This is a genomic window from Streptomyces griseoruber, assembly GCF_001514205.1.
GTDB lineage: Bacteria > Actinomycetota > Actinomycetes > Streptomycetales > Streptomycetaceae > Streptomyces > Streptomyces griseoruber.
In genome coordinates this window covers 207,037-220,240 of sequence record NZ_KQ948766.1, presented here as the reverse complement: position 1 = coordinate 220,240, position 13,204 = coordinate 207,037, and the positions used below count along the sequence as shown (strand labels likewise).

The following is a 13,204-nucleotide window of genomic DNA, read 5'->3' as shown; positions in this document are numbered from 1 at the left end:
GTCAGGACCGGTCCGGGGCCGGTCACAGCCAGCCGTTGCGCTTCAGGGTGCGGTGGATGCCGACACACATCCCGACCATGACCGTCATGACGACGGGGTAGCCGAACTTCCAGTGCAGTTCCGGCATGTAGTCGAAGTTCATGCCGTACACCCCGCAGACCATCGTCGGTACGGCGATGATGGCCGCCCACGACGTGATCTTGCGCATGTCCTCGTTCTGGGTGACGGAGGCCTGCGCGAGGTTGGCCTGGAGGATGGAGTTGAGCAGTTCGTCGAAGCCGATGACCTGCTCCTGGACGCGGGCGAGGTGGTCGGCGACGTCCCGGAAGTACTTCTGGATGTCGGGGTCGACCAGCCGCATCGGCCGCTCGCTGAGCAGCTGCATCGGCCGCAGCAGCGGGGAGACGGCCCGCTTGAACTCCAGCACCTCACGCTTGAGCTGGTAGATCCGGCCGGCGTCGGTGCCGCGCGGCGTGCCCTTGCGGCCCGGCGAGAACACCTCGGTCTCGACCTCGTCGATGTCGTCCTGCACGGCGTCGGCGACCGCGATGTAGCCGTCGACGACGTGGTCGGCGATGGCGTGCAGCACCGCCGAGGGGCCCTTGGCGAGCAGCTCGGGGTCGTCCTGGAGGCGGTGGCGCAGCGCGCGCAGCGAGCCCTGGCCGCCGTGCCGGACGGTGATGAAGAAGTCCTTGCCGGTGAAGCACATGACCTCACCGGTCTCCACGACCTCGCTGTTGGCGGTCAGCCGGTCGTGCTCGACGTAGTGGATGGTCTTGAAGACGGTGAACAGGGAGTCGTCGTAGCGCTCCAGCTTGGGGCGCTGGTGGGCCTGCACCGCGTCCTCCACGGCCAGCGGGTGCAGCCCGAACTCGCCCGCGATGCCGGAGAATTCGGCCTCGGTCGGCTCGTGCAGACCGATCCACACGAAGCCGCCGTCGCGCCGTACCTGGCGCATGGCCTCCTGCGGGGTCAGCGCGTGCCCGAACTCCACACGGGCGCCGTCGCGGTAGACGGCGCAGTCGACGACGGCCGACGGCATCGCGGGGTCGCGGGTGGTGTCGTAGGCGCCGGTGTCCATGCGGACACCGCCCTTGCGGACGCCGCCCTTGAGCAGGGAGGGGCGGGCCGGACGGACCACGGCACGCAGGTCGCGGATCATCGACATGGCAGGGCTCCTTCGCGTCGGGCAACGAAAGGCCGTGGTGACGGGTGGAACTACCCGGAATGGGGACGTCCTGCTTCGGATGTTTGGCACGTCCACAAAGCGGGGAGCACCGCACCGTCGCGGTGGCGAGTTTCGCTGCTGATTCAGCTACTGCTTCAGATCAGACAGATCAGGCAAAACGAAACGAAGTGCTCTTCCGCGTGAAGACGCGAGCGGGAAAGGCGGCGGTCAGCCGAAACCAGGAGCGGCTGTATCAGCGGCCGGAAGAGCGAGTGGTACTGCACGGGTGACTTCGATCCATGACAGCCCCACCTCCTCCAGCCGGTCCCTCGTAAGGGAGTCCCTTCGGCGTCAAGGCGAGATCGCGACGCTCTGCGTGCTGCCCCTGACGACCGGTCCAGAATATCAGCCGCCTGAAGTGTCAAGGCGCTGCTTTGCCCGGTACTGACGAGTTCTATGCTCGCGACATGGCTGATGTTCTTCCTCTCGTCGAGGCCCGGTTGCGTACGGCGCTGGGCGAGCCGGACGCCCGCGCGGCGGTCACCTTCCTCGGTACGGACCGTGTCGAGGTGCTCCGTTTCCACGAGGGCGACATCGTCCGCTACGCCACGCTCGGCATGTCTGCGCAGCCGATGACGGACCCCACCGCGGTGCTCGCCGACCCCGTCAAGGGCCCCCGCGCCGAACTGGTCCTCTCCGTGCGGGGCGGACTCGCCGAGACCGACAAGGTGCTCCGCCCGCTGGCCGTGCTCGCCGCGTCTCCGCAGGTCGAGGGGGTGGTCGTGGCGCCCGGCGCCTCCCTGGACGTGGGCGAACCGCTGTGGCCGGGCGCCCCCTTCACCTCGGTCCTGGTCGCCGAACCGGGCGGCCTGGTCGAGGATCTGGATCTGGACGAGCCGCTCGACCCGGTCCGCTTCCTCCCCCTGCTCCCCATGACCCCGAACGAGGCCGCCTGGAAGCGGGTGCACGGCGCCCAGGCCCTCCAGGAACGCTGGCTGACGAACGGGACGGACCTCCGGGATCCCGCCCGCAGGTCCGTCCCGCTCGACTGACGCTTCGTGAGGAAGGTCACCAACCGGTGGCCGAAAACCTTCGGTTGGCAAGGTCCGCCGGTCCGCGGGCCCGTCAGTTCGCGAAGACGCCGACCGAGTCCTCGGTGGCGTGTCGCAGCGTCAGCTCCTCGGCCTCGTGCGTGAGGGCCTTGCGCCGTACGGCGACCACGACCGCGCCGAGGACCGCGGTGACCGCCGCGACCACGAACGGGACATGGAGGTCGGTCCACTCCTCGATCTTCGGCGCGAAGTAGGGCGCGGCCGCCGCGGCGAACCACCGCACGAAGTTGTAGCCCGCGCTCGCCACCGGCCGCGGGGCGTCGGACACGCCGAGCGCCAGCTCGGTGTAGACGGTGTTGTTCACGCCGATGAACGCGCCGGACAGGATCGTGCAGACGATCGCCGTGGTGTGCGAGCCGTAGCCGAGGACCAGCACATCGGCCGCGAGCAGCACCAGCGAGCCGCCGAGCACCTTCAGTGAGCCGAACCGCTCCTGCAGCCGGGGTGCCACGACCACCGAGAAGACGGCGAGCAGCACACCCCAGGCGAAGAACACCGCCCCCGACTTGTAGGGGGTCATGTCCAGCACGAACGGGGTGAAGGCCAGCACGGTGAAGAACGTGTAGTTGTAGAAGAACGCCGAGGCCGCCGCGGAGGCGAGACCGCCGTGGCCGAGTGCCTTCACCGGGTCGAGGAGCGAGGTCTTCCGGGCGGGCTTCGGCTGTTCCTTCAGGAACGCCGTGATGCACAGGAAGCCGACGGCCATCAGGAACGCGGTGCCGAAGAAGGGGTAGCGCCAGCTCGCGTCGCCGAGCACCGCGCCGAGCAGGGGGCCGCAGGCCATGCCGAGGCCGAGGGCGGACTCGTACAGCAGGATCGCGGCGGCGCTGCCGCCGGCCGCCGCGCCGACGATGACGGCGAGGGCCGTCGACACGAAGAGGGCGTTGCCCAGGCCCCAGCCGGCGCGGAAGCCGACGAGTTCGGCGACCGAGTCCGAGGTGCCGGCCAGGCCCGCGAAGACCACGACGAACGCGAGCCCGAGCAGCAGGGTCCTGCGGCCGCCGATCCGGCTGGAGACGAAGCCCGTCACCAGCATCGCGAACGCGGTGATCAGGAAGTACGAGGTGAAGAGCAGGGAGACCTGGCTGGGGGTGGCGTCGAGACCCTGCGCGATGGACGGCAGGATCGGGTCGACCAGTCCGATGCCCATGAAGGCGACGACGGAGGCGCCGGCCGTCGCCCACACCGCCCTGGGCTGACGCAGAAGACCGGAAGTGGTTGGCATATACACACGATAAGTTAGGTCGGCTAATTAATGCAAGCTACATGCATCCGTTTCCGGTGAACCCGTTCCGGCCGGACGGGTGATCGTCCTTGACGTGGGCCTGCTCGGGTAGGACCGTGGGGCCCTATGAGGGGCGAACCCAGTTGCCCGAAGTGTGGTGGCCGGGTCAGGGCTCCCGGACTCTTCTCCGACTCCTGGCAGTGCGATGTGCACGGGACGGTGCATCCACTCCAGCCCGTGATCCCGCCCAGCGTCGAGGCCCTCAGTGTCGTGGTGCACCGCACCCAGGTGCCCGTGTGGATGCCGTGGCCGCTGCCGGTCGGGTGGTTGTTCACGGGGGTGACGTACGCCGGTGACGACCGCAGCGGCGGTCGCGCGACCGCGGTCGCCTGCTCCGGGCCCGGTCCGCTGGGCGGGGTGGCCGAGCTGATCCTCGTCGCGGAGGAGCTCGGGGTGGGGCTCGGTGCGCGGTACGCCGGGATCGACGGGCCGGATCCGGGGCCGTACATGAGCGTCGAGAAACCCGCGCAGGCGAAGGTGCTGGCCGTCGGGCGGCCCACGCCGCTCTGGCATGTCTCCGGGGTGCCGGACGACCGGGCCGTGTTCGCGGGGGAGGCCCGCGGGCTGTGGCTGTGGGCGGTGATCTGGCCCGAGCAGGCCGGGCTGCTGATGTACGACGAGCTGGTGCTGACGGATCTGCGGGATGCGGGGGCGGAGGTCGAGCTGGTGCCCTGCGGGGCGCTCTCGCCGCGCTTGCTCAAGCCGTGAGGGGTGGCGCGCCCCGCCTGTTGTAGGGGGTGAACCCCTGCTTCGGGTGTGACATCCGGTGTTCGAATCTGGGCTATGCTGAGGCGTCCCTTCCGTATGCCGCCCCGATGTCGTCCCGCTTGGAGTCCGTTCGTGCGCATCGATCTGCACTGCCACTCCACGGCGTCCGACGGCACCGACACCCCCGCCGAGCTGGTGCGGAACGCCGCCGCCGGTGGACTGGACGTCATCGCGCTGACCGATCACGACACCACCCGCGGGTACGCGGAGGCGATCGGCGCGCTGCCCGAGGGGCTCACCCTGGTCACCGGCGCCGAGCTGTCGTGCCGGATCGACGGGGTCTCCCTGCACATGCTGGCCTATCTCTTCGACCCCGAGGAGCCCGCCCTGCTCGCCGAGCGCGAGCTGGTGCGCGACGACCGGGTGCCGCGGGCGCGGGGCATGATCGCCAAGCTCCAGGGGCTGGGCGTGCCCGTCACCTGGGAGCAGGTCGCGCGGATCGCCGGTGACGGTTCCGTGGGGCGGCCGCATGTCGCGACCGCGCTGGTCGAGCTCGGTGTCGTGCCGAGCGTGAGCGACGCCTTCACCCAGGACTGGCTCGCCGACGGCGGCCGGGCCTGTGTCGAGAAGCACGAGACGGACCCCTTCGAGGCGATCCGGCTGGTCAAGGGTGCGGGCGGGGTCACCGTCTTCGCGCACCCGGGCGCCGTCAAGCGCGGCCGTACGGTCCCGGAGTCCGCGATCGCCGAGCTGGCCGCCGCCGGCCTCGACGGCATCGAGGTCGACCACATGGACCACGACGAGGACACCCGCGCCCGGCTGCGCGGGCTGGCCGAGGACCTCGGGCTCCTCGTCACCGGCTCCTCCGACTACCACGGCAGCCGCAAGACCTGTGTGCTCGGCGAGTACACGACCGACCCCGAGGTGTACGGGGAGATCACCCGGCGTGCCACCGGGGCGTTCCCCGTGCCGGGGACCGGCGGGGCCTGAGGGTCACCTCCGCCCGTCCGTCCTCCCTCTTTCCCGCAAGGTCTCTGTACTGATGTTCGATATTGCCGTCTTCGGCTCTCTGTTCCTGACCCTTTTTGTCATCATGGATCCCCCGGGGATCACCCCGATCTTCCTCGCGCTGACCGCCGGACGCCCCGGCAAGGTACAGAAGCGGATGGCGTTCCAGGCCGTCTGCGTCGCGGGCGGTGTCATCACCGTCTTCGGGCTCCTCGGGCACCAGATCCTGACCTACCTGCACGTCTCCGTGCCCGCGCTGATGATCGCGGGCGGGCTGCTGCTCCTGCTGATCGCGCTCGACCTGCTCACCGGCAAGACCGACGAGCCGAAGCAGACCAAGGACGTCAACGTGGCGCTCGTGCCGCTGGGCATGCCGCTGCTGGCCGGGCCGGGCGCGATCGTGTCGGTCATCCTGGCCGTGCAGAAGGCCGACGGTTTCGCCATGCAGGTGTCGGTGTGGGTGGCGATCCTCGCCATCCATGTCGTGCTGTGGCTGGTGATGCGCTACTCGCTGCTGATCATCCGCGTCATCAAGGACGGCGGTGTGGTCCTGGTGACCCGGCTCGCGGGCATGATGCTCTCCGCGATCGCCGTCCAGCAGATCATCAACGGGGTCACCCAGGTCGTCCGGGCGAGCTGACCCGGCGTACACGCACAGAGCCCCGTACGGCGATCGGCGCCGTACGGGGCTCTGAAGTGTGTAAGGTCCCGCGGACTACGAGGCCGCGGAGTCGGCCGGTCGGATCCAGAGCCGCTGCCCGATGGCGGCGGCGTCCTGCACGATCCTGTTGACGGAGGCGGCGTCCACGACGGTGCTGTCCACGGGCGTGCCGTCGACGTCGTCGAGTCGCATGATTTCGAAGCGCACAGGCTTCTCCCTTCGTCTGGTCATCCTCCTGGAGGATTGCTTGCTACATGAGGAGTCAACGGGCTGCGTGTTACAAACATTCCCTACGCTAAAGAAATTTTTCGAACGGCTAATTACCCGTTGGTAAGAGTGTGTGCGGAGACTGAACGGGATCGGTTGTGTTCACAGCGTGACCGCCGGGACAATGGAGGCGATGAACGACGACCTCCCGGCCCTCGCCGCCCGCATCGACCGCACGAACGAGCTGCTGACCCGCATGCTCGCCGAGGTGGCCAAGACGCCCTCGACCCATGCGATCTTCGTCGACGCGGGGTATCTCTACGCCGCCGCGGGCCGGCTCATCGCCGGGACGGAGGACCGCAGGGCCTACGAGCTCGACGCCGAGGGACTGATCGAGGCGCTCATCGACCGCGCCCGCACGATCTTCGCGGACAGCCGCCTGCTGCGCGTCTACTGGTACGACGGCGCCCGGCGCCGCATCCACACCGCCGAACAGCAGTCCATCGCCGAACTCCCCGACGTCAAGGTCCGGTTGGGCAACCTCAACGCCAACAACCAGCAGAAGGGCGTCGACTCGCTGATCCGGACCGACCTGGAGTCACTGGCCCGGCACCGCGCCATCAGCGACGCGGCCCTGCTCGGCGGCGACGAGGACCTGGTCTCGGCCGTCGAAGCCGCCCAGGGGTACGGCGCCCGCGTCCACCTGTGGGGCATCGAGGCACCCGAGGGCCGCAACCAGGCCGAGCCGCTGCTCTGGGAGGTCGACAGCCAGCGCACCCTCGACCTCGACTTCTTCAAGCCGTACGTCGTCCGGCGCACCGCCCCGGCCTACGAGGCGAGCGGCGCCAGCCGGCCCACCCGCGAGGACGTCCGCTTCGTCGGCGCCCAGATCGCGGCGAAGTGGCTCGCGGCGCGCGGCCGGGAGGCCCTGGTCGAGCTGCTGCCCGGCCACCCCTACCTGCCCGGCTCCGTCGACCAGGACCTCCTCGTGGAGGCCGAGGGCATCCTTCAGTACTCCCTGCGCGGCCAGTCCGACCTGCGGCGCGCGCTGCGGGACGGCTTCTGGGAGCACGCGCAGTCGCAGTACTAGTCCCGGCGTCGCCGGCGGTCCCAGAAGTCGGCGAGACCCCGGGCCGTCGGCAGCGGCCGGTCCAGGTTGGGGGAGTGCTCGGCCTCCGGGACGACGGTCCGGTCGGCCCGCAGCCGTACGGCCATCTCGTCCAGCAGCGGCACCGGCCAGGTGTCGTCCCGCGCGCCCGACAACACGTGGAACGGCAGCGGTACGGCGGCGAGTTCGGCGACGCGGTCCGGCTCGGCGCACAACTGACGGCCCGTGGCGAGAAGCTGGGCCGGCTTGTGGTTCAGCCAGCGCAGCCGGAGCTGCTCGGGATCCCCGAAGCCGCGCGCCGGACCGCCGACCTCCTCCGGCGGGCCCATCGCCACGATCGCCTCCCACACCTCGGGCATCGTCATCACGGCGAGCGCGTCGTGCAGCAGTTTCACCCGCAGCTTCTGCGACTCCGAGATCTCGGCCGGGCCGGAGGACATCAGCGTGAAGGACAGGAAGGGGGCGTGGTCCAGCAGGACCGCCGCACGGGCGATCTGGCCGCCCAGGGAGTGCCCGACCAGATGCACGGGGGTGCCGAGCGCGGCCGCCTGCGCGAGGACGTCCTGGGCCAACTCCTCGCGGGCGTACGGCGATTCGTCGTCGGCCGGCCCGTCGGACTCGTTCTGTCCGCGTCCGTCCACGGTGACCGTCCGGTAGCCGCGCGCCGCCAAGGGCCCGTGCAACCGGTGGAAGTCCTCCTTGCTGCCGGTGAAGCCGGGCAGCAGCAGGGCCACGCCCCGCACCTCGACACCGGCGGCCGCCGGCGAGTCGACGACGGCGAAGTCACCGCGCGCGGTCCGCAGCGCGTACGCACGGGCGCCGGGAGGCGGGGGGAAGGGGGTCGAGGAGGTGGTCGGCCTGGTCACGTGCTGAGGCTACCCGCAGGGGTCGACGCGGGGACGGGCGGCCGGGCGGGAACGCCGACGGCCCGGCTCCTCCGTGGGGAGGAGCCGGGCCGTCGGTCCGTGCAGCCGGTGCCGGTCAGCCGTCCGTGGGTTCCACGGCGGCCGTCGCCTTACGGGTGCGGCGCACCCTCGGCTTCGCCTCGGCGGCCTCGGCCGGGGCGGCGGCAGCGGTCTGCCGGGTGCGCCGGGGCTTGGCCTCCGCTTCCTCGGCCGTGGCCTGCGCCGGGATCTCGGCCGTCACCGTGGTGGCCGCGGTCTTGCGGGTGCGGCGGGGCTTGGCCTCGGTCGCCTCGACGGCCTCGGCCGGGGCGGCGGCAGCGGCCGTCTTGCGGGTGCGGCGCGGCTTGGCCTCGACCGCTTCGGCGGTGTCCACAGCGGCCTCGGCCGTCACCGTGGTGGCCGCGGTCTTGCGGGTGCGGCGCGGCTTGGCCTCGGTCGCCTCGACGGCCTCGGCCGGGGCGGCGGCAGCGGCCGTCTTGCGGGTGCGGCGGGGCTTGGCCTCGACCGCTTCGGCGGTGTCCACGGCGGCTTCCGCCGGGGCGGTGGCCGCGGTCTTGCGGGTGCGGCGCGGCTTGGCCTCCGCTTCCTCGGCCGTGGCCTGGGCCGGGATCCCGGCCGTGGCGGCCGTCTCCGGGGCCTCGGCGGCCTTGCGGGTGGTCCGGCGCCGGGGCTTGGCCTCGACGGCCTCGGCCGTGTCGACCGCGGCCTCGGCCTCGGCCGTCACCGTGGTGGCCGCGGTCTTGCGGGTGCGGCGCGGCTTGGCCTCGGTCGCCTCGACGACCTCGGCCGGGGCGGCGGCAGCGGTCTTCCGGGTGCGCCGGGGCTTGGCCTCGACCGCTTCGGCGGTGTCCACGGCGGCTTCCGCCGGGGCGGCGGCAGCGGTCCTGCGGGTGCGGCGCGGCTTGGCCTCGACGGCCTCGGCCGTGTCGACCGCGGCTTCCGCCGGAGCGGCCGTCTTGGCAGCGGCCGTCTTGCGGGTGCGGCGGGGCTTGGCCTCGACCGCTTCGGCGGTGTCCACGGCGGCTTCCGCCGGGGCGGCGGCAGCGGTCTTGCGGGTGCGGCGCGGCTTGGCCTCGACGGCCTCGGTGACCTCCGCGGCCGGGACCGTCTCGACCGTCTCGACGACGGCCTCGGCGGCCGGAGCCGCAGCGGTGGCCTTGCGGGTACGGCGGCGCGGCGCGGCGGGGGCCTCGGGGGCCGCCTCCGTGCCCTCGGCCGTGGCCACGGCCGTTTCGGCGGACGGGATCTGAGCCGACGTCAGCTCCGTCGCCTCGGCCGTCTCCGTGGCCGGGGCGGTCTCCGCGGACCGGCGGGTGCGGCGGCGGCGCGGGTTGGCCGGTGCCTCCGTGGCCTGCGGGGCCTCGGGGGCGTCCAGGGACGGTCCCTCCGCGGTCGTCAGGGCTGCCTCCGCGGCCTCAGGGGCGGCGGACGTCACGGCGGTCACGGGAGCCGTCTCGGCGGCCGCTCCGGCGCGCGTACGGCGTCGGCGACGCGGGGTGCGGGACGCTGCGGCCTCCTCGGCCACCGGCGTCTGCTCCGCCGTCGAGACCTCCGGCGCTCCGTCGAGCACGCTCCCGCCGCGCGTACGACGGCGGCGGCGCGGCGTACGGGCCGGACGCTCGTGCTCGGTGGAACGGTCGGCGGAACGGGACTCGCCCCGGCCGCCGCGCTCGCCCCGGCCGCCACGGCCACCGCGGCCGCCCGGCTCGCCCAGGTCCTCCAGCTCCTCCGCGTCCAGCCCCGCGCGGGTGCGCTCCGAGCGCGGCAGGACACCCTTGGTGCCCGCGGGGATGTTCATCTCCTCGTAGAAGTGCGGGGAGGTGGAGTACGTCTCCGGCGGATCGTTGAACGACAGCTCCAGCGCCTTGTTGATCAGCTGCCAGCGCGGGATGTCGTCCCAGTCGACGAGCGTGACCGCGATGCCCTTCGCACCCGCGCGGCCCGTACGGCCGACGCGGTGCAGGTAGGTCTTCTCGTCCTCGGGGGTCTGGTAGTTGATGACGTGGGTGACACCCTCGACGTCGATGCCGCGCGCGGCGACGTCGGTGCAGACGAGGACGTCCACCTTGCCGTTGCGGAAGGCGCGCAGCGCCTGCTCGCGCGCTCCCTGGCCGAGGTCGCCGTGGACCGCGCCGGAGGCGAAACCGCGCTGCTTGAGCTGGTCGGCGAGGTCGGCGGCGGTGCGCTTGGTGCGGCAGAAGATCATGGCGAGGCCACGGCCGTCGGCCTGGAGGATGCGCGCGACCATCTCCGGCTTGTCCATGTTGTGCGCGCGGTACACGTGCTGCGAGATGTTCGCGACGGTCACGCCCTCGTCGTCCGGCGCGGTGGCGCGGATGTGCGTGGGCTGCGACATGTAGCGGCGGGCGAGACCGATGACCGCGCCCGGCATGGTCGCCGAGAACAGCATCGTCTGGCGGCGCGCCGGCAGCAGGTTGATGATCTTCTCGACGTCGGGCAGGAAGCCCAGGTCGAGCATCTCGTCGGCCTCGTCGAGGACGAGGGACTTGATGTGCTGGAGGTTGAGCTTCTTCTGGCCCGCGAGGTCGAGGAGCCGGCCGGGGGTGCCGACGACGACGTCGACGCCCTTCCTGAGGGCCTCGACCTGGGGCTCGTAGGCCCGGCCGCCGTAGATGGCGAGGACGCGCACGTTGCGCACCTTGCCCGCGGTCAGCAGGTCGTTGGTGACCTGGGTGCACAGCTCGCGCGTGGGGACGACGACGAGTGCCTGCGGGGCCTCGGTGAGGTCCTCGGGCTTCGCGCGGCCGGCCTCGACGTCGGCGGGGACGGTCACGCGCTCGAGGAGCGGGAGTCCGAAGCCGAGCGTCTTGCCGGTGCCGGTCTTGGCCTGGCCGATGACGTCCGTGCCCGACAGGGCCACGGGGAGCGTCATCTCCTGGATGGGGAAGGGAGCGGTGATGCCGACGGCCTCCAGGGCCTCGGCGGTCTCGGGAAGGATTCCGAGCTCTCGGAACGTCGTAGTCAGGGTGCTGCCTCTTCTGTGTACGCGGTGCGAGGCGAGCGCGGGGGTCGTTGACGGACCGTGCCGGGGGACGTCGGCTGCCTTACGGGCCAACCGCTTGCGGCAAGCCGTATGGCACGGGACCTCTGCCGACGCTCGAGCGCTCGTACCGCTGGAGGGTGTCCCTCCGGTCGTCGTACGCAATGTGCCGTACGGCCGGGGAGGGCTGTCGGGTCGGAGCCGATCGGGCCACCGACCGGGCATCCTCATACGTGCGGCCCGTCGAATATTCGGCAGGCGCATTACCACCATACCCCGGAATCGCGCACACGCGATGGCCGATTCGGTCACGTTGTGGTTGTCACACCGTCGGACGCGGTCGCCCGCGTCGTCGTGGTCACACTGATTGACCAGGGACTTCCGTCGCCCGGTGAGCGGGCTATTGTGCGCTGCATGACCACCTCTGACAAGCCTGAGAACGCCTCCGAAGAGCCTGCCGAGCCTGCTGAGTCCACCGGATCCACCGGATCCACCGGATCCACCGGGTCCGCCGAGGCCGTCACGGGGATCGCCGCCCAGGACTGGGCGCGGGCCTCCGCCGATCCGCAGTACCGGGCCGCGGTCGTGGACCTGCTCGGCGCCCTCGCGTACGGCGAGCTGGCCGCGTTCGAGCGGCTCGCGGAGGACGCCAAGCTGGCGCCCACGCTGGAGGACAAGGCGGAGCTGGCGAAGATGGCCTCGGCCGAGTTCCACCACTTCGAGCGGCTGCGCGACCGGCTCACGGAGATCGGCGAGGAGCCGACCGCGGCCATGCAGCCGTTCGTCGCCGCGCTCGACGGCTTCCACCGGCAGACGGCGCCCTCGGACTGGCTGGAGGGCCTGGTCAAGGCGTACGTCGGTGACTCGATCGCCAGTGACTTCTACCGGGAGGTCGCGGTCCGCCTGGACGGTGACTCCCGCGCCCTGGTGCTCGCGGTGCTCGACGACACCGGTCACGCCGGTTTCGCCGTGGACCGGGTCCGCGCGGCGATCGACGCCGACCCGCGCGTGGGCGGACGGCTCGCCCTGTGGGCGCGCCGGCTGATGGGCGAGGCGCTGTCACAGTCCCAGCGGGTGGTCGCCGACCGGGACGCGCTGTCGACGATGCTCGTGGGCGGTGTCGCGGACGGCTTCGACCTCGCCGAGGTCGGCCGGATGTTCTCCCGGATCACCGAGGCCCACACCAAGCGGATGGCCGCGCTGGGGCTCGCGGCCTGAGAGCCGCGGGGGCCCCGGGAGGTTACGCCGGGACCGAGCGGCGGCGCAGCCGGCCGGCCGGGCGCAGCAGCAGGGAGACCGAGGCGGCGGAGACGACCGCCGCGCCGATCAGGCTCGGCAGCAGGGTGCCGGAGCCCAGCGCGCTGTGGGTGACGAAGTCACCGAACAGGGCTCCGGCGATGCCCGTCGCGAGGACGAGGGCGCGGACCGGCAGACGGTGGGACAGGCGCTGGAGCGCCGCCCACGCGAGCACGAGACCGAGCACAGCGGAGCCGAGCGCTTCCAAGATCATGTGGGTCCCTCCCGGGCGGCGGGCCGTGCACCAAGGTCACAGCCCGTCATACCCGTGACCTGCGGAAGGCAATCCTCCCGTGGGGACGACTTGTGAGGCGCCCGGGAACGTGCGAAGGGGCCCGGCGGTCGTGCTGACCGCCGGGCCCCTTCTCGCGATGCGTGTGCCTTGCTCGTGCCTTACCTTGCTCGCTCGTGCCTTACAGCGCGCCGAAGCCCACCTTGCGCGGGGCCGGCTCGCCCAGCTCGACGTAGGCCAGGCGGTCGGCCGGTACCAGGACCTTGCGGCCGTGCTGGTCCACGAGGCTGAGCAGCTGCGACTTGCCGGCCAGTGCTTCGGCCACCACGCGCTCGACTTCCTCGGGAGTCTGACCGCTCTCCAGAACGATCTCGCGGGGCGCGTGCTGCACGCCGATCTTGACCTCCACGGCTATGTCCCTCCGACGGTCATGGGGTGCGCGGGCGTCCGCGCCGTACGCTGCACACATTAGCCCGGTGAGGGGACGTACACGGCGTGGCCGTCCACGCCAGG

At 71.7% G+C, this 13,204-nt stretch carries 13 protein-coding genes; 6 read left to right on the top strand and 7 right to left on the bottom strand.

The window, feature by feature from the left end:
* Positions 1-22: 22 nt before the first annotated feature.
* Complete coding sequence (locus tag AQJ64_RS13165) at positions 23-1,168, bottom strand: magnesium and cobalt transport protein CorA (protein WP_055636138.1); 1,146 nt, start codon at positions 1,166-1,168, stop codon at positions 23-25.
* A 467-nt stretch (positions 1,169-1,635) separates the two neighbouring features.
* Between AQJ64_RS13165 and AQJ64_RS13160 the strand changes: the two genes are divergently transcribed.
* Positions 1,636-2,220 carry a suppressor of fused domain protein gene (locus tag AQJ64_RS13160; protein ID WP_055636137.1) on the top strand — a complete coding sequence of 195 codons (585 nt, stop codon included), beginning with the start codon at positions 1,636-1,638 and terminating at the stop codon, positions 2,218-2,220.
* Between the two features lie 73 nt (positions 2,221-2,293).
* Here the strand turns inward: AQJ64_RS13160 and AQJ64_RS13155 are convergent, their stop codons facing one another.
* Entirely contained in the window at positions 2,294-3,505 is a 1,212-nt protein-coding gene (locus tag AQJ64_RS13155; protein WP_055636136.1) for an MFS transporter, read from the bottom strand.
* Positions 3,506-3,631: 126 nt separating this feature from the next.
* Here AQJ64_RS13155 and AQJ64_RS13150 point away from each other — a divergent pair, with 126 nt between their 5' ends.
* The 3 genes from AQJ64_RS13150 (at position 3,632) to AQJ64_RS13140 (ending at position 5,921) form a co-directional block, all read left to right on the top strand.
* A complete protein-coding gene (locus tag AQJ64_RS13150; protein ID WP_055636135.1) occupies positions 3,632-4,273 on the top strand; it encodes a DUF6758 family protein in 642 nt (213 codons plus the stop codon).
* 132 nt (positions 4,274-4,405) lie between these two features.
* Complete coding sequence (locus AQJ64_RS13145) at positions 4,406-5,263, top strand: PHP domain-containing protein (RefSeq protein ID WP_055636134.1); 858 nt, start codon at positions 4,406-4,408, stop codon at positions 5,261-5,263.
* Positions 5,264-5,315: 52 nt separating this feature from the next.
* On the top strand, positions 5,316-5,921 hold the full coding sequence (locus tag AQJ64_RS13140; protein WP_055636133.1) for a MarC family protein: 606 nt from the start codon (positions 5,316-5,318) through the stop codon (positions 5,919-5,921).
* Positions 5,922-5,996: 75 nt separating this feature from the next.
* Here AQJ64_RS13140 and AQJ64_RS47925 read toward each other — a convergent pair whose 3' ends face one another.
* Positions 5,997-6,149, bottom strand: coding sequence for a hypothetical protein (locus AQJ64_RS47925; protein ID WP_099054039.1), 153 nt, complete (start codon positions 6,147-6,149; stop codon positions 5,997-5,999).
* A gap of 184 nt (positions 6,150-6,333) precedes the next feature.
* Here AQJ64_RS47925 and AQJ64_RS13135 point away from each other — a divergent pair, with 184 nt between their 5' ends.
* Positions 6,334-7,239 (top strand): NYN domain-containing protein, encoded by a 906-nt coding sequence (locus AQJ64_RS13135; RefSeq protein ID WP_099054038.1) that lies wholly within the window; start codon positions 6,334-6,336, stop codon positions 7,237-7,239.
* Here AQJ64_RS13135 and AQJ64_RS13130 read toward each other — a convergent pair.
* Both AQJ64_RS13130 and AQJ64_RS13125 read right to left on the bottom strand, forming a co-directional pair.
* Positions 7,236-8,123, bottom strand: coding sequence for an alpha/beta fold hydrolase (locus AQJ64_RS13130; RefSeq protein WP_055636131.1), 888 nt, complete (start codon positions 8,121-8,123; stop codon positions 7,236-7,238). The two genes, AQJ64_RS13135 and AQJ64_RS13130, sit on opposite strands and share 4 nt — an antisense overlap.
* 115 nt (positions 8,124-8,238) lie before the next feature.
* Complete coding sequence (locus AQJ64_RS13125; protein ID WP_206189792.1) at positions 8,239-11,055, bottom strand: DEAD/DEAH box helicase; 2,817 nt, start codon at positions 11,053-11,055, stop codon at positions 8,239-8,241.
* Between the two features lie 522 nt (positions 11,056-11,577).
* Here AQJ64_RS13125 and AQJ64_RS13120 point away from each other — a divergent pair.
* Positions 11,578-12,381, top strand: a complete 804-nt coding sequence (locus AQJ64_RS13120) for a ferritin-like fold-containing protein (RefSeq protein WP_055636129.1) — start codon at positions 11,578-11,580, stop codon at positions 12,379-12,381.
* Positions 12,382-12,403: 22 nt separating this feature from the next.
* Here the strand turns inward: AQJ64_RS13120 and AQJ64_RS13115 are convergent, their stop codons facing one another.
* On the bottom strand, positions 12,404-12,673 hold the full coding sequence (locus AQJ64_RS13115) for a hypothetical protein (RefSeq protein WP_055636128.1): 270 nt from the start codon (positions 12,671-12,673) through the stop codon (positions 12,404-12,406).
* A 199-nt stretch (positions 12,674-12,872) separates the two neighbouring features.
* A complete protein-coding gene (locus AQJ64_RS13110) occupies positions 12,873-13,100 on the bottom strand; it encodes a DUF3107 domain-containing protein (protein WP_030784015.1) in 228 nt (75 codons plus the stop codon).
* Positions 13,101-13,204 lie beyond the last annotated feature (104 nt).